General features: G+C 65.1%; 17 protein-coding genes and 1 pseudogene. 5 read left to right on the top strand and 13 right to left on the bottom strand.

Features of this window, described 5'->3' with window-relative positions:
- Positions 1–37 precede the first annotated feature (37 nt).
- The 4 genes from H5J25_RS02495 to H5J25_RS02480 all read right to left on the bottom strand — a co-directional run bounded on the left by H5J25_RS02495 (position 38) and on the right by H5J25_RS02480 (position 6,207).
- Positions 38–2,032 (bottom strand): flagellar biosynthesis protein FlhF, encoded by a 1,995-nt coding sequence (locus tag H5J25_RS02495; RefSeq protein ID WP_225883301.1) that lies wholly within the window; start codon positions 2,030–2,032, stop codon positions 38–40.
- The gene (locus H5J25_RS02490; RefSeq protein ID WP_202094429.1) at positions 2,013–3,962 is read right to left on the bottom strand and encodes a heme-binding protein; all 1,950 of its coding nucleotides are present in this window, start codon (positions 3,960–3,962) and stop codon (positions 2,013–2,015) included. Before H5J25_RS02490 ends, H5J25_RS02495 begins: the two co-directional genes overlap by 20 nt.
- On the bottom strand, positions 3,962–5,350 hold the full coding sequence (locus H5J25_RS02485; protein WP_202095918.1) for a multiheme c-type cytochrome: 1,389 nt from the start codon (positions 5,348–5,350) through the stop codon (positions 3,962–3,964). Before H5J25_RS02485 ends, H5J25_RS02490 begins: the two co-directional genes overlap by 1 nt.
- 305 nt (positions 5,351–5,655) lie before the next feature.
- Complete coding sequence (locus H5J25_RS02480; RefSeq protein ID WP_225883299.1) at positions 5,656–6,207, bottom strand: Pycsar system effector family protein; 552 nt, start codon at positions 6,205–6,207, stop codon at positions 5,656–5,658.
- A 398-nt stretch (positions 6,208–6,605) separates the two neighbouring features.
- Here H5J25_RS02480 and H5J25_RS02475 point away from each other — a divergent pair.
- The 5 genes and pseudogenes from H5J25_RS02475 (at position 6,606) to H5J25_RS02455 (ending at position 11,341) form a co-directional block, all read left to right on the top strand.
- Positions 6,606–8,529 (top strand): annotated as a pseudogene (locus H5J25_RS02475) (heme lyase CcmF/NrfE family subunit).
- Entirely contained in the window at positions 8,526–9,062 is a 537-nt protein-coding gene (locus H5J25_RS02470; RefSeq protein ID WP_202094426.1) for a redoxin family protein, read from the top strand. Before H5J25_RS02475 ends, H5J25_RS02470 begins: the two are co-directional and overlap by 4 nt.
- Positions 9,059–9,484 (top strand): cytochrome c-type biogenesis protein, encoded by a 426-nt coding sequence (locus H5J25_RS02465; protein ID WP_202094424.1) that lies wholly within the window; start codon positions 9,059–9,061, stop codon positions 9,482–9,484. The genes H5J25_RS02470 and H5J25_RS02465 overlap by 4 nt, the downstream gene beginning before the upstream one ends.
- On the top strand, positions 9,481–10,113 hold the full coding sequence (locus tag H5J25_RS02460) for a tetratricopeptide repeat protein (RefSeq protein WP_202094422.1): 633 nt from the start codon (positions 9,481–9,483) through the stop codon (positions 10,111–10,113). The genes H5J25_RS02465 and H5J25_RS02460 overlap by 4 nt, the downstream gene beginning before the upstream one ends.
- A gap of 337 nt (positions 10,114–10,450) precedes the next feature.
- The gene (locus tag H5J25_RS02455) at positions 10,451–11,341 is read left to right on the top strand and encodes a LysR family transcriptional regulator (RefSeq protein WP_202095916.1); all 891 of its coding nucleotides are present in this window, start codon (positions 10,451–10,453) and stop codon (positions 11,339–11,341) included.
- 542 nt (positions 11,342–11,883) lie between these two features.
- On the opposite strand, the gene H5J25_RS02450 is transcribed toward H5J25_RS02455, so the two are convergent.
- From H5J25_RS02450 to H5J25_RS02415, 9 genes are read right to left on the bottom strand one after another with little or no spacing between them, the layout of a single operon-like run.
- Positions 11,884–12,810: a BKACE family enzyme gene (locus tag H5J25_RS02450; protein ID WP_202094420.1), complete on the bottom strand. Its 927-nt coding sequence runs from the start codon at positions 12,808–12,810 to the stop codon at positions 11,884–11,886.
- A 5-nt stretch (positions 12,811–12,815) separates the two neighbouring features.
- Positions 12,816–13,844: an alpha-ketoacid dehydrogenase subunit beta gene (locus H5J25_RS02445; protein WP_202094418.1), complete on the bottom strand. Its 1,029-nt coding sequence runs from the start codon at positions 13,842–13,844 to the stop codon at positions 12,816–12,818.
- An 11-nt stretch (positions 13,845–13,855) separates the two neighbouring features.
- Entirely contained in the window at positions 13,856–14,839 is a 984-nt protein-coding gene (locus H5J25_RS02440) for a thiamine pyrophosphate-dependent dehydrogenase E1 component subunit alpha (RefSeq protein ID WP_202094416.1), read from the bottom strand.
- A 21-nt stretch (positions 14,840–14,860) separates the two neighbouring features.
- Positions 14,861–16,039, bottom strand: coding sequence for an acyl-CoA dehydrogenase family protein (locus tag H5J25_RS02435; RefSeq protein ID WP_225883297.1), 1,179 nt, complete (start codon positions 16,037–16,039; stop codon positions 14,861–14,863).
- On the bottom strand, positions 16,036–16,914 hold the full coding sequence (locus H5J25_RS02430; protein WP_202094414.1) for an HpcH/HpaI aldolase/citrate lyase family protein: 879 nt from the start codon (positions 16,912–16,914) through the stop codon (positions 16,036–16,038). Before H5J25_RS02430 ends, H5J25_RS02435 begins: the two co-directional genes overlap by 4 nt.
- Complete coding sequence (locus H5J25_RS02425) at positions 16,911–17,363, bottom strand: MaoC family dehydratase (protein ID WP_202094412.1); 453 nt, start codon at positions 17,361–17,363, stop codon at positions 16,911–16,913. Before H5J25_RS02425 ends, H5J25_RS02430 begins: the two co-directional genes overlap by 4 nt.
- Positions 17,363–18,046 (bottom strand): thiolase C-terminal domain-containing protein, encoded by a 684-nt coding sequence (locus tag H5J25_RS20495; protein WP_263973953.1) that lies wholly within the window; start codon positions 18,044–18,046, stop codon positions 17,363–17,365. The genes H5J25_RS02425 and H5J25_RS20495 overlap by 1 nt, the downstream gene beginning before the upstream one ends.
- Positions 18,012–18,563 (bottom strand): thiolase family protein, encoded by a 552-nt coding sequence (locus tag H5J25_RS20490; protein WP_225883296.1) that lies wholly within the window; start codon positions 18,561–18,563, stop codon positions 18,012–18,014. The genes H5J25_RS20495 and H5J25_RS20490 overlap by 35 nt, the downstream gene beginning before the upstream one ends.
- A gap of 12 nt (positions 18,564–18,575) precedes the next feature.
- Positions 18,576–20,015 carry a 3-oxoacyl-[acyl-carrier-protein] synthase III C-terminal domain-containing protein gene (locus H5J25_RS02415; protein WP_202094410.1) on the bottom strand — a complete coding sequence of 480 codons (1,440 nt, stop codon included), beginning with the start codon at positions 20,013–20,015 and terminating at the stop codon, positions 18,576–18,578.
- Between the last annotated feature and the right edge of the window lie 7 nt (positions 20,016–20,022).

Genomic DNA, 20,022 nt, shown 5'->3' with positions numbered 1-20,022 from the left:
AAAAGCCGCAACCAGCGGAGAGTCAGCAGGCGGAGCATCAGAATGTCACGATCGCATTAGCCAGGACGGAATGAAAGCGGCCGCTGCCGCCGCTTTGCGTGAAAAGATCGGTAAAGCCGCGCCCGGCCTGCAACAGCGCGCCCGACAGACGAAAGACGATGTTCTGCGTCATGCGCGGCCGCCACGTCGCGGCGGCCGACAGGTCCCATCCGATCGCAGTGGGGATCGATCCCTCGGATCGCAGCGCCTGCAACGTCTCCGTCGTTTGGAACCACAGATGGTTGAGGTTGCCGGAGACGCGCACCTCCGGTGTCAGGTCGGCATCCGCCCCCACCCCGAGCAGCATCGTGCCCGGATTGTTGAAGTTCGATTGTCCCTGGTCCTTGGACGACCGCAAAGACGCGAGGATTCCGTTGCGTCCGTTGATACCCACGGCGCGCCCGCCACCTGCGAACGGGATCGACTGGCGTATCCAGTAGCTGGTGTCTGCGCCCGCGAAGATCGGATTCTCGACGATCGCGTCGAAGCCGGATTCGGTATTGTCGTACGGGTCGGAATCGCCGCTGGCGAACAGCGCCGATGCGCGCAACCGCAGCCAATCGATGTCATAGGACGGCTCGGCCGCCGCGAAGAAAGCGCGGATCTGTGCCGGGCGCCCGGTGAAGAAGCTGTTCCGGTCCTGCCCGAGCGCCAGATAACCCGACACGGTCAGGTTCACGCGCCCGAAATGGCCATCGCCATTATATCCGATATAGCCGACGTCATATTCCCGGCCGCGCAGGTCGCCGAGCAGTGCGGGCCGCACCGGGAAGCCGTTATCGTCGATCTCGACGCCGCGCCGTTCGCGATTGCCGTTATAGGCGAGCAATATCTGGCTGGTGAACCCCGGCACCGGCAGGTCCTGCCGATAGACGTTGGCGATCACGACGATGTCGCGCCGCGGCGTCTGCGCGATGTCGTTCAGTCCCGAATTGGTGTCCTTTTCCAGCCGGCCGAACACCGCGATGTTGTACTGGAAACGATTATTGTCGCGATTGCCGAACAGCCGCACGCCCGGCTGGTTGTCGTTGAACAGGAACCCGCGAAAGTCCGCCTGGAACCCCTGCACCCCCATCCGCACGGAATCGAAATCGTAGCGGTCGGACACGTTGCGCAGGTGATAGTCGACGAACGCTTCCTGTAGCCCGATAAAGCCGTCGTGCCGGCTGGGGGCCCGCGATGGCTCGACGAACAGGATGCGGCGTTCGTTCACTCGCGCATAATTGTAGTTGAAGGCCAGCGTCAGCCGATATTCGATCTCCGGCGGCTTGAACGCGGTCGATCCCTTGATCAGCGAGGCGGAGGCGGTGAACGTCTGCGCGACGAGCAGGCTGGACGCGCGGCCAAAGACGTCGAGGCTGCCGGGGCGACTGGTCGTCTGCACGCCAACCGGCGTCGGGAAGGATCGCGGCTCGACCACCGTATCGCTGATCGCCGACAGCACCGCGAACCAGTCCTCGCCGTGGATCGGCAGCCAACGGACCTTGTGCGGGTCGAGCGGCACGTCGCCCTTCAGGATGTTCTGGTGATACGGATCGCGTGTCGACCGGCATATAGCCTGCACCGCGACGAAGGTCTTGTCCGGGCACAATGCGCGGATCAGGCGCCAGCGATCGGGCAGCGGCACGTCGGCGGTCGGGAACGTGTCGAGCGCGGGGGCGCCGACCGCGCCGGGATTGTTCTGCACCACCCGGTCGGGCAGGATCGCGCGCGCCGCCCCCGGGCGACGACGTCCGGGCAGCAGGGTCTCGTCCAGCGGGTCTTCCACCACGGGCTGCGGCTCCAGCGCGCGGTGATCGACCGCAGCGGGCGCGGCGGGCACCAGTTGCGCCTCGGGCGGTGGGCTCGGCACGTCGGGACGGCCAGGCAGCGGCGCGGCGGTCCGGACTGCGTCGGTGACGGGATCCGCCACGCGGTCCTGTGCCACCGCAGGCGCCGACAGCGCCATGATCGCGACCGCGCCCGGCCACCAGCTATTTTCCCGCACAGGCATTCTGGTCGGCCGTGTCGAGGAATGGAGCGAAGGGGCAACCGACATAGCGCAGGCGAACGCCGTTTCCTGCGACGCTGACGACGATCCGGTCGGACCGTATGGCGGCGGGCGCGTTGGCGATCCCGCCGGCACCCGCCAGCCCCAGGAACGAGATCATGTCGTCCTGATCGATGCCGTCGCCCGACACGCCGATCGCGCCGATCAGCACGTCGTTACGATAGATCGGGACGGAACCGGGAAAGATCTGGATTCCGTTTGCCAGCCGGCGCGCGCCTGCGCCTCCGGCATTTGACAGCGCGGTGCAGCCACGCGGGGTATCGGGCGTGCCGTTCGCCACCGATCCGATATGCGCGGCGAGATTGCCGATCACCAGCGCCGACTGGAGCCCGGTCGAAAACGGGCTGAACTGCGCCGCCGGACGCGACAATGGCCCGTTGCCGCGCGCGACCTCGCCATCGGGGAAATACGGACGCGACAGGTTGCCGATCGCGCGCGCCGTGAACGCCGTGCGCCCGGTCAACGCGGCGGGATCGCCCAGGAACCCGCGCGTCGCCGCAACGAAGGATCGCACGTCCGCGCTCGGATCGGCGGACAGATCGGCGGCGGCGTTGCGCCCGGAGAAGAACGCCGCCGTCCGCGCCTTCTGCAACGCGACGTCGGTGCCGAAAATCGGCGCATCCGGCGCGCGCACGATGCCCAGCACGCTGCCGCGCGTATCGACCACGGCGATGGACACTTGCGCGCGGCTGTCGAGCGGGCGGCGGATCTGCGCGCGGGTCCGCGTCATCGTGGCGAACGCGCTTTCCAGCAGCGCGCGAACCTCGGCGGCGGCCAGCGGCACCGCGACGTCCCCGGCATCCCCCGCGGCGACGATCGGATAGCGGTTCACCCCGTTACCGTCGGTCAGCACGAACGCGTCGGCATTGGCGAACTCCGCCGCTTTGGCCGCGCGCAACCCCGATTCCTCCGATCCATAAGCGGTACCGGCGATCAGTGCCGGCGCGTAATAGCCAGGCACCGCGATCAAAGTGCCCGCCGATGCAGCGACGGTATCGTAGTCGCGCGCGGCGGCCGGCGTGCTCGCCAGCGCGCGCACGTCGGAGTAGCGCAACGTCGTGCCGTCGACCGAGATGCGGTCCGCCGCAATGTCGCGCGACGGGGCGAAACCTGTTCCGCCCGCGACCGCGATCGCTTCCTCCGCATCGTCGTCGACGTCCAGTATGTCGGCGTCCAGGCCGTACTGGCCATCCGCCATCACCCCGATGCCGCCGACGACCACACCATTCTTGTACAAAGGCAACCCGCCGGGATCGGCCGACAGCCCGAGCGGCGCGCGCTTCGGGCCGATCAAGGCGCCCGCCCCGCCGCTCGCGTCATAGCGCGTCGAAAGGTCCGAGCAGGGCAGCTGGCTGAATTGCACGCCGAACAAAGGGCCGCTCTCCAGCCCGATCGTGCTCGGCGCCGGCGGAAAGCGCTCCTGCACGATCTGCGACGCGGTGCGCGTGGAAAATGCGTTGCCGCTGCTCGACAGATACGCGCCCGTCAACGCCTTGGAGATCGCGCCCAGCGCCGCCGGAAAAGTGACGCCCTGCACATCCATGCCGACACCGCTGGCGGGCAGCGGAACCGTCGCGGTGTCGCGCGCACCGGTCATGCGAAACACCGCCAGGACATTGCCCACCCGGTCGGTGACCGCGATCACCGCGGGCAGGCGGCGCGCATTCGCCTCCCCGATCGCCTGCGCGACGATGCGGCCGACGTCCGCGCTGGTCAGCGCTTCCTGCGCCGGCGGGGTATAGGCGCGCGCCGCCGGTGAAGGCGCAGCGGCGACCGGCGTGCCGCCCGTCGCCGGGTCGCCACTGCCGCCACCACCGCATGCGGCCGCAAACAGCGCCAGCAGCGCCGCCAGCATCCTCGCCCCGCGCTTCATCACAGCGCCCGGATCGCGACACCGGCGCGCGCGATCGCGGCACGGAATTCCAGCGGACGGAAACCGTTGGCGTCGCGCACCGCGGCATAGGCACGGTCGACTTCGCTCCGCACCGTCGCGGCGGCGCGCGGCGACACGCTGCCGTCGCGCACCAACGCGCTCAGCAGCGTATCGATCGCCATCACCGCCTGCACGCCGCCTTCGTAATCTGTGTAGCGTTGCGCCGCGCCGGTCGCCACTTCGGCGACGATCGCCAGCGTCTCCGTCCGTCCGAACCGGCGGCGGGCAAACGCGGCGGCAAGCGCATCCGCGCTACCGCCCAACCGCGCCGCCGCGGCGACCGCTTGCGGGCGGCCCGCCGCGATGGCGGCGTGGAATGCGCGGCTGTCGCGATCGAACCCGGCGGCAAGGTCGGGCGCAACGACACGCGCGGCCGCCGACAGCATGATGATATTCTCGTCCTGGAATGCGGGCGTGCCCAGCGGGATCGGTCGCCCCGGATTGGTCAGCGCCGACGGACGATAATCGATCGCATCGGAGATCCGCCGGTGGCAGGTCTGGCAATCGAAGAACGTGAATTCCGGAAATGTCCCCGCAGTTCCGAGCGGCCCGGCATAGCTGCGCAGCGCACGCGAGAGCGCCCCCGCCTGCCCCACCGCCCAGGTCCGCGTGGCGGACGGCTGCTGCTTGCGCTGCGTATAATCCGCATCCTCGTTCCAGTGCTGCTGCATGGTCGAGAACAGATCGAGTTCGAACGACAGCCGCGGATGCCCCGCCGCCATGACGCGATGATCCACGAACTGCCCGCGCGCTTCGCTGCCGACATGGCAATCGGCACACAGCGCCGCCCGCGTGCGGGGGTCGTCCAGCGCGATCATCCCGCGCGCGACATTCTGCTGGTGCGAACCACCCTTGGCGGCGTGGCTGGCCAGCCAGTTCGACGCGCCGCCGTGGCACGCCTCGCAACCCACGCCGTCGGAAAGTCGCACGCCCGGCGAACGCCCGGCGGCGGGATCGGCGTGACACCCGATGCAACCGGCGGCGGCCTGCGGATCGCCGATGCCCAACTTCGCCGCGATGGCGCGGCCGCGGGGCGAACCCAGCACCGTCCAGGCCCGGCTGTGCGCGCCACTGGGACTGGCGGGGTCCTGCCACCGCATCAATTCGTCCTGGCGCACGACCGCGCCGGTCGCTTCCTGCCGCCCGTGACAGGTCGATCCGGCGCAGCTTCCCACGCCCAGATGGCTGGATGCGTTGGGCGCAGCGACGGCCAGCGGCAATGCCGTCGCCTGCTTGGTCCGCGTCACGGAAAACAGCACCAGCAGGCCGATCGCCGTGGCAAACCACAGCAACGCCCACGACCGCCCACCGATGACCGAAATCCCCACCTTCAACGCTATTCCCCCGGAGCGGCGCGACGGCGGTAAGGGCGACGTTGAGACCGTCGGCTCCCCCGAACCCGGCTGGACGCCTAACACCAAATCGCGACGAAACAAAGAAGCTAAATAGGTGCGGCCAAAGTCACTTCCGCCTGCACTTGCGCACAGGAAGACGTCGGCGCGACGTCCGTCCTAAAACCGATTCATCCGCGCACGCTGCCCAAATCAATCCGGCGTTTGTCGATACTCCACGGCATTCAACACGTGCACGATGCCGGAGGCTGATCGCAGGCCGGCGCGACCGCCATGATCAGCTAGATGTGCCCGATAAAGCCCGAGCCCGAAATATACTGAGCGACGATCGCGAGGAAACTGATCGTCAGCCCGACCAGAAAGACGCGATAGGCCCATCCCAGCAGGCGATACTTCTTGTGTTCCAGTACCTTGCCATTCTGATAGATGTCGCGCGCCATCGTCGCGAAGATGGTATCGTCGCTCTGCATCTGCTCGCACAATCGGGCGATATATTCGTCCTCGCCCAATTGGCAGAAAGACCCGAAGAATAGTAGGTTAGGTCGCGACGAGCGGACGGTTCGCACGTGCGGCAGGATCGCCAGCACGGCCAGCACAGCCGCGAAGAACGCGAACCCGCCAAGGATCAAAAGGGGCAGCGGCGCGCCGCTACCTTTGGCCTGCCCGATCGTGATCGTGAAGATCACGAAGGTCGCGCCCATCAGGATGCTCGCTTTCTGGTCCGCCATCTGGCTCAACGTCACATGCGCGCGATGGACGGCCACCAGCATGTCGATCGCATTTGCGGTATATTGTTTCGGAATGTTGCGGCTGGTGTCGTGGGTGTCGAGCAATGGATCCTCCCCTGATCCGGCGCTCTTGCCATGCCTGCCGACGCCTTGCCAGACGCAGATCGGATTCCCGCCGCCCCATCCCTCCGGTCCGGAACGAGCGCGCCTTGCCTCGTCCCGGCTAACGATTTGGATCGCTTGACCGGGTCATAGGATCGCGCCTCGACCGCTCCGAAAAAGAACTCAGTACCGCCAATGAAAATCGCCAATAGAAACAGCGATCGGTTCTATCGCATGTTAAAAACTACGCCTATGCAGCGGCTAAACATGCCTGCCTCAGCCAGCCCGATACTATATCCGAGCGTAGACCGCGCGGTTTCGCGATCAGCCGCGCGGGATGGCATTATATCGTCCGTCCATGATTCGATGGCGCGGCGCTCGTCGATCCGCGGGGACCGGACGTGATCGCCGAGGTCGGACTGGCGACCTTATGGTTGGGGGCGGCACTGGCTGTGCTGCAACTGACGCTGGCCGTGCTCGGGCTGACCGGCGGTCGCGACGCGTTGCTCCGGCCGGTCCGTTCGGTGGCGGTGGCGCAGGGCCTCATGACGGGCTGCGCGCTGATCGCCCTGATCGCATTGTTCGTGCGGGTCGACCTGTCCGTCGCGCTGGTCGCGGCCAACGATCACAGCCAGAAGCCGCTGCTCTACCGGTTTGCCGGAACATGGGGCAATCATGAAGGATCGATGCTGCTCTGGGTCGCGGTGCTCGGCGTGGCCGGCGGCGTCGTCGCGCTGATCGAGCGCAGCTTGCCGCAACGGACGCTGGTGGCGACGCTTGGCGCGCAGGCGTTCATCTCGATCGGTTTCTTCGCGTTCCTGCTGTTCGCGTCAAACCCGTTCTCGCGGCTGGATCCGGCGCCGATCGAGGGGTTGGGGCTGAACCCGTTGCTGCAGGATCCCGGGCTCGCCTTCCATCCGCCCACCCTGTATTTCGGCTATGTCGGACTGTCGGTCGCCTTCTCGTTTGCGGTCGGGGCATTGGTGACACGCAATGTCGGGCCGGCCTTCGCCCGCGCGATGCGCCCGTGGGTGCTCGGCGCGTGGATCTTCCTGACCCTCGGTATCACCGCGGGCAGCTATTGGGCCTATTACGAATTGGGCTGGGGCGGCTGGTGGTTCTGGGACCCGGTCGAGAATGCCTCGTTGATGCCGTGGCTCGCCGGCACCGCATTGTTGCACTCGGTCACGGTGCTGGCGACGCGCGACGGGTTACGCGCATGGACGATCATGTTGGCGGTCGTCGCCTTTTCGATGAGCATGGTCGGAACCTTCCTGGTCCGGTCGGGGATCCTGACGAGCGTTCACGCCTTCGCGGTCGATCCGCGGCGCGGCGGATTCATCCTGGTGTTGCTGACGATCTATATCGGCGGGGCGCTGGCGCTGTTCGCGCTGCGCGTCGGCACCGTGCGCGAGGGGCAGCGCTTCGACACGGTGAGCCGGGAGGGGCGCTGGTCGCGAACAACCTGTTATTGTCGGCCATTCTGGGGATCGTGCTGATCGGGACGATGTACCCGCTCGTGGTCGAGGCCGTCACCGATGACAAATTGTCGGTCGGGCCGCCCTATTTCAACGCGGCGGCGGGGCCGCTGGCGTTGATCCTGGTGGCGTTGATGGGCGTCGGGCCACAGGTGCGCTGGCGCCGCGACGATGCGCGCGCGGTCCTCAAAAGGATCGCGGTTCCGGCGGCGGTCACGCTGGCGGTGGCGATCGCGGCCTGGGCGAGTTTCCCGTCGATCCGCCTGCTGCCGCTCGCCGGACTGACGGTAGCGGCGGGGGCGGCGGTGGCGAGCGTCGCCCCGTTGTGGAAGCGGCGTCTGCTCCGCACCCCCTGTTCACCTATGGCATGGTGATCGGACATCTGGGGATCGCGGTCGCGCTGGCGGGGATGGCCTCCGAAGCCGCCTTCACGCAGGAGGCGCTGGTTGCGGCGCGGCCGGGCGAGACGCAAAATGTCGGGCCGTGGCAAGTGCGTTTCGACGGCGTGGAACCGGTCGCCGGCGAAAACTGGACCGCGATACAGGGCACGCTCACGGCCCGCCGCGGCGACGGCGAAGGCCATGTCATGCATCCGCAGGCGCGCGCCTTCTCCGCCCCGCCGACCGAAACGAGCGAAGCGGCGATCCGGACCGTGGCGGACGGCCAGCTCTATGTCGTGCTCGGAAAGTCCGACGAGCAGGGCCGTTGGCAGTTGCGTCTGTGGTGGAAGCCGTTCGTGACGCTGATCTGGCTTGGCGGCGTGCTGGTGGCGATCGGCGGCGCATTGTCGCTATTGGGCCGGGTGCTGCGCGAGCGGCGTTCGCATACCCTGGAGGCAGCCGCATGAAACGGCATCGCGTCCGCTGGCTTTTATGGGTGCCCCTGTTCGCCTTCCTGCTGTTCCTCGGGCTCTTCGCGCGCGGATTGCTGCGTCCGGCCGACCGAACGATCGGATCGAAGCTTGTCGGCCAGTCGATGCCCGACATCGCCCTGCCCGCCGCTTCGATGACGCGTCCCGGGCTCGTATCCGGTCGGGCGACGGGGCGCGCCGGGCTGATCAACGTCTTCGCCAGTTGGTGCGTGCCCTGCGCGTCGGAGGCACCGCAACTGGCCGCGCTCGCGGATGCGGGCGTGCCGATCGACGGGATCGCGATCCGCGACCGGCCGGAGGACCTCGAACGGTTCCTGGGCCAATATGGTAATCCCTATCGCTCGATCGGCAGCGACGTGGACAGCCGCGTGCAGATGGCGCTCGGCTCGTCCGGCGTGCCGGAGACGTTCGTGGTGGATCGAAGCGGCGTGATCCGTGCGCAGAAGATCGGCGAGATCCGGCCCGAGGATGTTCCCGGGCTGATCGCAGCGGTCAAGGCATTGCAATGAAGACATGGCTCGCGATCCTGGCGCTCTCCGCCGCAGTGTCCGCCACGGTGCCCGCCGCCGCGCAGTCGGGCGTCCCTGCCGCCGCGCTCAGCGACACGCAATTGCCCGACCCGCGGCAGGAGGCGGAGGCCAATGCCCTGATGCAGACGCTGCGCTGCCTGGTCTGCCAGGGGCAGTCGATCGCCGATTCCAACGCGGACATGGCCGGCGACATGCGGGCGCTGGTACGCCGCCGGATCGCCGCGGGCGAGCGGCCCGAGGCGATCCGCGCGTGGCTGGTCCGGCGATACGGTAACTGGGTCAGCTACGATCCGCCTTTGAGCGCGATCACCTGGCCGCTCTGGGCGTTGCCAATATTGTTGGTGCTGGCCGGCGCCGTCATCGCGCGGAACAGCTTCCGCCGGCGGCCCCGCGCTTCATGAACGGATGGCTGATCCTGATTGCCCTCACGGCGGCGGTCGGCGCGGCCTTGTGGCGCTTCGGGCGCTTTCCGCAGGGAAGCGTCGAGCTGCTCGCGGCGGCACTGCTGCTCGCGGTCGGCGGCTATGCATGGCAAGGCAGCCCGGGACTGACAGGGCGGCCTCCGCCCCCGCGCGCCGACACGCTCCGCCCCGCCAGCGATTTCGCGATGCTGCGCGATGCCCTGTTCGGCGGCGCCACCGAAGACGAGCGGACGCTCGCGGCCGCGGATGCGCTTCAGACCCGCGGTCAGGATCTAGAAGCGATCCAGATGCTGCGATCCGCGCTCGCCGGCCGGTCCGACAGCGTGGAACTGTGGGTCGGCCTCGGCAACGCTCTGGTCGTCCACGGCGACGGAATGGTCACCCCCGCCGCCGCCCTGGCCTTCGGCCGCGCGGCGCAACTGTCGCCACGGCACCCGGCACCGCCGTTCTTCCTGGGACTCGCCTACGCGAAAAGCGGCCAACTGGCACAGGCACGCACGTTATGGGCCAGGCTATTGGCGCAGACGCCGATGGATGCCCCCTGGCGCGCAGACGTTGCGCTGCGCCTTCGTGCGATCGACGACGCGCTGTCCGGACGTCCGATGTAAGGTCGGGTATCAACCACCTGGGCTACTGCATCCATATCCCGTTCGACCGACCCCTTTGAAATAGGACGTCACAAGCGCCCAGCGCTGCGAATTGGTTGCCGGCCCGGCGCTGCCACGCTTTCTGCGCCGCCGCGACCGCAATATCGAGCAACGCCCGATCGCCCAAGGCGACGCTTGCCTACACTTCCCTGGTATCGGGATCGTAGACATCGCCGGTCCGACGCCCCCCCCGACTGCCACGCGATCAGACGATAATACACATGCTCACTTTTTTAGTGAGGCTGAACTTCCGGAAGATTGCAGACGACATATGCTTGTGCGAATGTGGCCTGCAATTATGCAGCCCCGGTGGAATGATCTCCAGGACTTCCTGGCAGTGGCCCGGACCGGCCAGCTGTCTCGCGCCGCGGCGTCTACTGGCGTCGACGCGACCACCATTGGTCGAAGGCTTCGGCGGCTGGAAGCATCACTCGGACAGACGCTTTTCGAAAAAACGCGTGAAGGCCAGGTCCTGACCGAGGCAGGTGAGCGACTTTTTGCGCATGCTGAGGCCATGCAACGCGCTGCCGACCAGATCGACGAACGGGCCAGCACCGCAAAGGAACTCGCCGGCCTTTTGCGCGTCAGCGTATCCGAAGGCTTCGGCGCCTGGTTCATCGCCCAGCATCTCAGTACGTTTATCGAACAATTTCCAGCACTAACGGTAGACCTCGTGGCCAGTAGCGGGTTTCTCAGCCCATCCAAGCGTGAAACTGATATCGCCATCCTGTTGGCGCGGCCGCGTGCAGGTCCGGTCGTCAGCGCCAAGCTCGCCGACTATGGGCTTCGCGCGTACGCGTCCCATGACTATGTGGCACGAAGTGGCCAGGTGATGGATACCGAGACTCTGCGGCAGCGCACGCTAGTCGGGTACATTCCGGATCTGCTCTACGCCCCGGAACTGCGATATCTAGGCGAGATCGACAATGCGCTTGTCCCAACTGTGCGCAGTTCGTCGATCCTGGCGCAACACAGGCTTATTGCGTCGGACGTGGGGATTGGCGTTCTTCCGTGCTTTATAGGGGATGCAGACCCGCGACTGATCCGCATTCTGCCGGAGGTCCACATCAAACGCAGTTTCTGGATGGTGACCCATCAGGACATGCGCCAGTTACAGCGTGTGCGGGTTTTCAATTCGTGGCTGACCGCGCTCGTAAGCGGAAACCGGAATCAGCTCCTTGGTAATTAGCCAACGCTTTCCACAAACCCATTCGATCTGTGCCGCAACCAGAGCAGACGGTCCTCCATATTGCGCAGCAACCGAGGGAGCGAACGACATCATCATCACGGGCGAATTCCGCTGGTGAGAACTGAAATGATGAAATCGGATGGCAGGCTTGCGGCGAAGGGCATGCCAAGGTCCTACGTAGCGACGACTTACCATCGGCGCACTGGCTCTGGCAGCCCCCTCCTGCACGAAGCGATGTGAATTAGAGGAAGACACCTTTTGCGTAGAAACTGATGCAGAGCGCCATGAGCGCCGACAGCGCTCCGAACCCTTTGATGCATACGACGCACGAGCGCGCGATACGGACCTGCCGACCAACTACCTGCATAAAGCCTCTCCCTTTTATTAGTTCGCTAGATTACCATCATGATATCGAACCGGGGTCAAGGCCCAAGCACGACCTCACCTAATTTCTCTGACGTTTGGCCGTTGGCAAACAACCGATCGCCATCGCTCGCGAAGCCGATGGCCGGTAAAGAACCGGCCACCGTGGCTGCACGGCCTCAGAATGCGACGTTATCGCCACCTTTAAGCGCGAGAATAGCGCGCGCCTCATCCGGAGTGGCGATTTCCAGGCCCAGCCCCTCGACGATCTGTCGCACTTGCCTGACCTGTGCGGCGTTGCTTTCGGCGAGCTTGCCCTTGCCAGCCCATAGCGAGTCTTCCAGCCCGACACGGACATTGCCGCCCATCGCGGCCCCCATTGCGGCGATGGGCATTTGACTCCGCCCCGCGCCTAAAAGCGACCAGTGATACGCATCACCGAACAGCCGGTCCGCCGTTCGCTTCATGTGCAGGACTTCTTCCGGGTGGGGGCCTATTCCGCCCAGGAGTCCGAAGACGGTCTGGATGAACAGTGGCGCCTGAACCAGACCTTCGGTGTAGAAATAGTGCAGATTGTGCAGATGACTCGTGTCATAGCATTCGAACTCATAGCGCGTGCCGGTCTTGTTCAGCGTTTCCAGCGCGTAACGTATGTCCTTGAAGCTATTTCGAAATACGAGATCGTGACTGCCCTCCAGCATTTCCGGTTCCCAGCTATGCCGGAAGGTCTTGAAGCGGTTCAACATCGGGAACAGGCCGAAATTCATCGATCCCATGTTGAGGCTCGCGACCTCCGGCTTCCAGACTGCCGCCGGCCGAATACGCTCCTCCACGCTCATGTAAGGCGAGCCACCGGTCGTCAGGTTTACGACCACATCGCTACGTTGCTTGATGACCCGCAAAAACGGTTCGAAAGCTTCCGGGCTCTGGTCGGGGCGACCATCCTCCGGATTGCGCGCATGGAGGTGGACGATCGCCGCGCCTGCCTCCGCGGCACCCAGGGCGGCATCGGCGATTTCGGAGGCGGTGACCGGAAGATAAGGCGACATGGACGGGGTATGGATCGACCCCGTCACCGCGCAGGTGATGATGACCTTGTTCTGCATCGCCCTTACCCCGCCGCCGCGAGGTGCCTGATCGTCGCGACGATGTCGTCCTGGCTTGGCACGAATGCAGTCTCCAGCGGTTTGGAGAAAGGAACCGGGCTGAACGCGCCGCCCAGACGCTTCACGGGTGCCTTCAGGACGCCCCATAAATCTTCCTGGATCGTCGCGGCGATTTCCGCTCCGATCCCGAACTGCCGGACAGCCTCATGCACGATCAGCGCACGGCCGGTCTTGCGCACCGACGCGATCACCGTCTCGCGATCCCACGGCGATATAGTGCGAAGGTCGATCACCTCGACGGACAGCCCCTCCTTTTCGAGAATGGCGGCCGCCGCCAGGCCATCACCGATCGCGCGCGAATGACCGATCAGCGTCACGTCGTTGCCTTCGCGCGCCACCCTGGCTTTGCCGATCGGAACATGCTGGCGGCTGACCGGCCCGGGGGTCCAGTAGCTCGGCAGATGTTCGATGAAAAGCACGGGATCGTCGTCCTCGATCGCGGAGCGCATCAGCCCGTACGCATCGTCAGGATTGGACGGGGCCACGACCTTGATCCCAGGCGTGTGGGCGAACCATGCCTCCAGATAGTCGCTATGCTGGCCGCCGGTGGAGAAGCCGGATCCCGTCATGGTGCGGATGACGATCGGCACGTTGGTCTGGCCACCAGACATGAACCGCAGCTTGGCGGCATGGTTGGTGATCATGTCCATCGCCACGGTGACGAAGTTCATCAGCATGATCTCGGCGACCGGGCGATAGCCGCCGATCGATGCGCCGATCGCCGCGCCAATGATCGCCTGTTCGGAAATCGGCGTCGACCGAACCCGATCGTCGCCGAACCGCGTCGACAACCCCTTCGTGACCCCCATCACGCCGCCTTCCTGTTTGTCGGCGACCTCCTCGCCGAGGGCAACGACCTTCGGATCGGCTTCCATTGCATCCGCCAGCGCCAGATTGATCGCCTCGATCAGCGTCATCTTCTTGGCGACGACATTGGCGTCGGCATTCGCGTTCTGCACATCAGTATCGGTCATGGCCTATCCTCTCACGCGATTTCATGGGCAAAGACGTCGCGCTTCAGCTCGGTCGTATCGGGGAATGGCGCGGCATCGGCAGCTTCGATCGCCGCGGTGATACGCCGATCGATGTCCGCCTCTATCGCGGCGATTTCGTCCTCGCTCGCGATGCCGTCGTCGATCAGCCGCTGACGGAGCAATGGCACCGGATCCACACCTTGCGCCTTCGCATAGGCGTCCTTGTCCATGTAATGGCCGGCTTCACCGACGAGGTGACCATTGAAACGGAACGTCATCGCCTCGATCAGCGTCGGCCCCTCGCCCGCGCGCGCGCGCTCGATCGCCACCTTGGCGACTCCGTACATCTCATCCGGATCGTTGCCGTTCACCGTTACGCCCGGCATGCCGTAGCTGGCGCCCCGGATCGAATATTGTTCGATAAGGGTCGAATCCTGCATGCTGGTATGCTCGGCATAGGTATTGTTCTGACAGAGAAATATCACCGGCAGCTTCCACAAGGCGGCCAGGTTCAGGCTTTCGTGGAACGCGCCGATGTTCGACGCACCGTCACCGAAATTGGCGATCGATACGCGGTTCTTGCCGTCCATCTTCGCCGCCCAGCCGAGCCCGGTCGCGATCGGCATCGACGATCCTACGATCCCCGTGGTGACCATGATCCCCTTTTCGGGATAGGTCAGATGCATCGGGCCGCCCTTGCCCTTGCACGACCCGGTCGCGCGCCCGGCCAGTTCGGCCCACATGATGTCGAGCGGAAAGCCCTTGGCGAGCATGTCGTGCCCGCCACGATAGATCGTGCAGATATAATCGTCGTCGTCCAGGCTGACCGACAGGGCGGAGGGGATGATCTCCTGACCACGAGGACTGTAATAGGGCGTGACGAGCTTGCCCGCCTTCATCTGCCGGATCACACGCTCGTCGTTCTGCTTTATCAACGTCGCTTTCTTGTAGATTTCAAGCAGCGTTGCCGCATCCGGTTTCGGATAGTTCGACATCGTTTTCCTCTCCTAATTTGATCAGTTGCGCCGGAACAGGTCGCGCGCGATGATTTGCCGCATCACTTCGTTCGCACCGCCGGCGATCCGGCTGATGCGAGCATCGACATAGGCCTGAGCGATCGGATATTCGTTCATATAGCCGTACCCACCAAAGAACTGCAGGCACTGGTCGACCACCTTGCCGTTCAGCTCCGTGATAAGCAGCTTGATCTTGGAGGCATCCACCGCGTTCAATTTGCCGGCCATGAAGCGCCTGATGCCCCAATCGACGAAAACACGGCCCTGCCCGATTTCGGCGGCGAGCTGCGCGAGCACGAACTGCGTGTTCTGCATGTCTCCGAGCGCGCCGCCGAAAAGCTTGCGCTCCTGGACGTATTCGACCGTCCAACGCAGCGCCGCCTCGCAGGCGGTAATTCCCTTCACGCCGACCGCCAGACGCTCCTGCGCCAGCTTGGTCATCAGCATGCCAAACCCCTGCCCCTCCTCGCCAAGCCGGTTGGCGACGGGGGCGATTGCGTCGTTGAAGAACAATTCCGACGTGTCCTGTGCCTTGAGCCCGATCTTGTCCAGCCGGCGGCCACGTTCGAATCCCGGCTGGTCGGCGTCCAGCGCGATCAGGCTGACGCCGCGCGCGCCGGCATCGGGATCGGTCTTGCAGGCAAGCACGATCAGATCGCACTGCGCGCCATTCGAAATATACGTCTTCTGCCCGTCGATATGATAGCTATCGCCTTGGCGGATCGCGCGGGTGCGCATCGCCTTCAGGTCGCTGCCCGCGCCCGGCTCGGTCATGCCGACCGCGCCGATGGCCTCGCCCGCGATCATCTTCGGCAGCCATTCGCGCTTCAGATCCTCGCTTCCCCAGGCGAGGATATAGGGCGCGACCATCTCGCTATGCACCATGAAGCCGGGACCGGTGACATTGGCGCGCGTGATCTCCTCGATCACCACGATCGAATACAGCCAGTCCGCGCCGATACCGCCATATTCTTCCGGGATCGTCGGGCAGAGCATGCCGATCTCGCCCGCTTTCAGCCACGCCTCACGCGGGACGATGCCATCCTTTTCCCATTGCGCGTGATACGGCTGCAATTCGGTTTCGACGAAGCGGCGGACCGTATCGCGAAACGCATCGTGATCGGCATCGAACAGGTCGCGTTCGACAAGGCTGCCGCTGACATGCGCGACGTTTATCAAAGCGCCGACTCCAGCGTACGCCGCGCCGCTTTCAAATGGGGAATGTCATACATCTTGCCGTCTATCCCTACGGTACCGACAGCCGGCTCGGCCTCGAACGCCGCGATTACGCGGCGGGCGAAGGCGATCTCGTCGTCGCTCGGAGAAAAGCTTTCGTTGATCGCGGCCACCTGAGCCGGATGAATTGCGATCCGTCCCGCAAAGCCCTCCGCCCGCGCCGCCCGGCACGACGAGCGCAACCCGTCATCGTCCCTGAAATCGACATACAGCGTTTCAAAGGCCGGAACGCCGGACGCGTGGGCGGCCATCAGAGTCAGCGATCGAACCAGTTGATACGTAAAGGCCCAGTGCCCGTCCGGGCCGAGGTTGGTGCTCGCACCCATCGCCGCCGACAAATCCTCGGCACCCCATGTCAGCCCTGCAAGCCGCGTCAGCCCCGCCTGTGCGAAATCGCCCAGCCGGAACGGCGCGATCGGCGTCTCGGTCGCGACCGGTAGAATGCGGATATCGCCGGCGGGCAGGCCGTTGGCGGCTTCGAGCCTGTCGAGTTGCGTGGATAGCGTACGCACGTCCTCTGGGCCGTTTGTCTTAGGCTGCATGATCCCGTCGGGATCGCCCGCCACGATCGCGGCGAGATCGTCGACGGCCCATTCGGTGTCCAGCGGATTTATCCGCACCCAGAGCTGCACCGTCCGTCCGGCGCGCGGTCGCTCCTTGAGGAACGCCGTGACCATTTCGCGCGCGACAGACTTATTGGCGATGGCGACGGCATCCTCGAGATCGAGGATCACGGCATCCGCCCCGCAATCGTCGACCTTGGCCAGCTTCTTCGCGCTGTCGCCGGGGATGAACAGAAACGAGCGCAAGGCCGTCATGCCGGCTTCTTGAGTTGCAGCCCGGACCGCTTGCACGATGCGACCAGTTCGTTTTTCTGGTTGAAGGCCCGGTGCAGGAACGTTACGATTCCCTGATCCGGCCGCGATTTCGATGCGCGTAATTCGATGACCTCGGTCTCGACGCGTACCGTATCCCCCGCGAACAGCGGCGTCGGAAACCGCACCTCGTCCCAGCCGAGATTGGCGACCGCTGTGCCGAGGGTCGTATCGCCGACCGAGATGCCGACCATCAACCCCAGCGTGAATGACGAATTCATCAGTGGCCGACCGTAGGGCGTCGAGGCCATATACTCGGCATCCAGATGCAATTGCGCCGGATTGTGCGTCATCGTGGAAAACAGCACATTGTCCGTCTCGGTCACCGTGCGCCGAATGGCATGCTGGAAGGTCTGGCCGACCGTCAGCTCGTCAAACCACAACCCGGCCATCAGTTCATCAGCCCTAGGATCGAGATCGCCGCGATACCCTGATAGGGCACGCCGCCAAGATTGTGGGTCAGGCCGATCGTCGGGTTCGACAATTGTCGGGCTCCGGCCCGGCCGAGCAGCTGGGTGTAGACCTCATAAGCCATGCGCAGTCCCGAGGCACCGATCGGGTGACCGAAGCATTTCAGGCCGCCATCGATCTGGCACGGGATCGCGCCACCGGCATCGAACTTCCCGTCGAGCACATCGAAGACTGCGCGGCCATCGTCCGAAAAGCCCAGATCCTCCATCGTCACCAATTCGGTGATCGAGAAGCAGTCGTGCACTTCAGACAACGAGATCTGCGTCTTGGGATCGGTGATCCCCGCTTCCTTATACGCGCGCGCCGCGGCTTGCCGGGTGGTCGCGACATAACTGCCGTCCCAGTCGGTGGTCTGGGTCTCGCGACCCGAGCTGGTCGACAATTGCAATGCCTTCACGGTAACGACATCGGTTTTGCCCAGCGCACGCGCGATCTCCGGCGTGCAGACGATCGCGCACGCCGATCCGTCGGACACGCCCGAACAATCGAACAGTCCAAGCGGATCGGAGATCATTGGCGCGTTCATGATCGTGTCCATCGACACGGCCTTCTGAAAGTGCGCCTTGGGGCTATGCACACCGTTCTGATGGCTCTTCCATGACACATGGCTGATCGCCCGCTTCAGATCCTCTGCCGTGGTGCCGTACTTCGCCCGGTAATAGGGGGGCGAGCTGAGCGAAGCCCGCGGGTGCGGAGCCCATCGGCATCCACATGTCGTTGAACGTCCCCTTGAAGGGCGGCGGCAACCCACCGAAACCGGTATCCTTCAGCTTCTCGGCGCCGATCGCCAGCGCTATGTCCGCCGCACCGCTGGCGACCGCATAAACCGCGCCGCGCAGCGCCTCGGTGCCCGTCGCACACATATTCTCGACACGGCTTACCGGGATACCCTCCAGCCGCAGCGCCATCGCCGCGGGGATCGACGAGTTGCCGACGTTGATACCGTCGCCCCACACCCCGAACCATGCCGCATCGATCTGATTGCGCTCGATCCCTGCATCGGCAAGCGCTTCCTCGAACGCCTCTGCCATGAGTTCGGGCGAGCCCGCGTCCCACCGCTCGCCAAACTTCGAGCAGCCCATGCCGAGGATTGCGACCTTGTCCTTGATTCCCGTGGCCATGTTCGTTGCTCCTCAGGCCGCCAGCAGCGGCGTGGATTTCCAGAAATACCGGTTGTAGCCACGCTGCCGGTCTTTCTCCTTGATGCGATAGACCATGCGCAACGGCTGACCCGCCGCAATGCCATCGCGGCCGATGTCCACCATTTCCATCAGCATGCGCGCGCCGTTGTCGAACTGGACGAAGCCAACGTAGAGCGGCGGTGCGGGGTGGTAGGACAGCCAGTCGGCGGTCGATGTCAGCACCTTGGCCGATGCGTCACGTAGCGATATCTGTTCGAACCCGGCGCTCGGCGCGTGGCATTTCACGCAATATTGCAGCTGCGGGAACTGGACGGTGGCGCATGCGCCGCACTGGCCGGCGTTGAAGCTTTCTAGCTGGCCGGCCGAACGGAACTGCTCGGTCAGCGCGGTCTTGCCGCTCTTTTCCGACCGCATGCCCCATTCCATGTCGAGCCCGCCGTCGAAGGACAACATCCGCAGGTAGCTGTCGGTCGCCACGCCCTCGGCAATCGAACCCGCGACGCCGCGCGCGGGTTTGGCCTGCGCGATCGCATCGGTTACCTGGAACACCAGAACGTCGACACCCTGGCCGAAGCCGACCAGCAGGATACGATCGCCCGGCTGTGCCTTTTCGAGCGTCGCGGCGAGCATCAGCAACGCCTGTGCCGCACCGGCGTAACCGATGCCGGCGTCGAGTGCGTTCGCGACCTCACCCTCGAAGCGCAGCTTCTTGGCGACCGCATCGGCCGACCCGCGGAGGTAGGAGGGCATGACGAAATGCTGGATGTCGCCGATCGAGAGTTGCGCGTCGGCCAACGCCGCCTTCACGCCGGCTGGCACGATCTTGCCATATCCCTCGTCGCGGACCCAGCGTTCCTCCCAGTTATAATCGCTTTCGGCATGGGCGGCGCGGAAGTGATCGACGAACACCGACGTTACCGATGCCGCGCCGATCAAGCGCGCGACGATCCGGTCGCTGCCGACCAGGAACGCCGCCGCGCCGGCACCGAAACTGAGTTCCTGCGTGCTCGCGGGCTTGGCCGATGGATTGTCCGAACCGATCACCAGCGATGTTCCGCCGCCTTGCAGCGCCTGCAGCAACGCCGACGTACCTGCGCGCTGGGAACCGGTCGAATCCGAAGTCGCCGCGTTCGGTGGTACGTCGAGCGCCCCCGCGACGATCGCGGCATTCTGCAGATCGGCATAGGGCAGATTGGTCGAAGCTAGCCGCACCGCCGTGATCCGGCTCGCGCCGCCGTCACCCAGCGCGTCGCGCGCGGCTTCTACCGCCATGGTGATCGCATCCTCGTCCCAGCTGGCAAAGGCCCGAGATCCCTTCGCCTGCCCCTTGAGTCCGGGCACCGCCCATTTGTGCGCATCGGCGATGATCGCACGATCGATCCTGAGACGGGGAACGTATGCGCCGAACGCCGTGATACCAAATTCGCTCATCGATTCT

This window comes from Sphingomonas aliaeris (assembly GCF_016743815.1).
GTDB lineage: Bacteria > Pseudomonadota > Alphaproteobacteria > Sphingomonadales > Sphingomonadaceae > Sphingomonas > Sphingomonas aliaeris.
The sequence above is the reverse complement of the archived record's forward strand: the minus strand, read 5'-3'. Positions and strand labels throughout refer to the sequence as shown.

What these genes read in the sequence shown, in the direction of transcription:
- H5J25_RS02445 (WP_202094418.1), bottom strand. Translation starts at nt 13,844, where the DNA reads ATGACCGATACTGATGTGCAGAACGCGAATGCCGACGCCAATGTCGTC.
- H5J25_RS20490 (WP_225883296.1), bottom strand. Translation starts at nt 18,563, where the DNA reads ATGGCCACGGGAATCAAGGACAAGGTCGCAATCCTCGGCATGGGCTGC.
- H5J25_RS02450 (WP_202094420.1), bottom strand. Translation starts at nt 12,810, where the DNA reads ATGCAGAACAAGGTCATCATCACCTGCGCGGTGACGGGGTCGATCCAT.
- H5J25_RS02455 (WP_202095916.1), top strand. Translation starts at nt 10,451, where the DNA reads ATGCAGCCCCGGTGGAATGATCTCCAGGACTTCCTGGCAGTGGCCCGG.
- H5J25_RS02460 (WP_202094422.1), top strand. Translation starts at nt 9,481, where the DNA reads ATGAACGGATGGCTGATCCTGATTGCCCTCACGGCGGCGGTCGGCGCG.
- H5J25_RS02430 (WP_202094414.1), bottom strand. Translation starts at nt 16,914, where the DNA reads ATGACGGCCTTGCGCTCGTTTCTGTTCATCCCCGGCGACAGCGCGAAG.
- H5J25_RS02495 (WP_225883301.1), bottom strand. Translation starts at nt 2,032, where the DNA reads ATGCCTGTGCGGGAAAATAGCTGGTGGCCGGGCGCGGTCGCGATCATG.
- H5J25_RS02415 (WP_202094410.1), bottom strand. Translation starts at nt 20,015, where the DNA reads ATGAGCGAATTTGGTATCACGGCGTTCGGCGCATACGTTCCCCGTCTC.
- H5J25_RS02425 (WP_202094412.1), bottom strand. Translation starts at nt 17,363, where the DNA reads ATGGCCGGGTTGTGGTTTGACGAGCTGACGGTCGGCCAGACCTTCCAG.
- H5J25_RS02490 (WP_202094429.1), bottom strand. Translation starts at nt 3,962, where the DNA reads ATGAAGCGCGGGGCGAGGATGCTGGCGGCGCTGCTGGCGCTGTTTGCG.
- H5J25_RS02465 (WP_202094424.1), top strand. Translation starts at nt 9,059, where the DNA reads ATGAAGACATGGCTCGCGATCCTGGCGCTCTCCGCCGCAGTGTCCGCC.
- H5J25_RS02440 (WP_202094416.1), bottom strand. Translation starts at nt 14,839, where the DNA reads ATGTCGAACTATCCGAAACCGGATGCGGCAACGCTGCTTGAAATCTAC.
- H5J25_RS02470 (WP_202094426.1), top strand. Translation starts at nt 8,526, where the DNA reads ATGAAACGGCATCGCGTCCGCTGGCTTTTATGGGTGCCCCTGTTCGCC.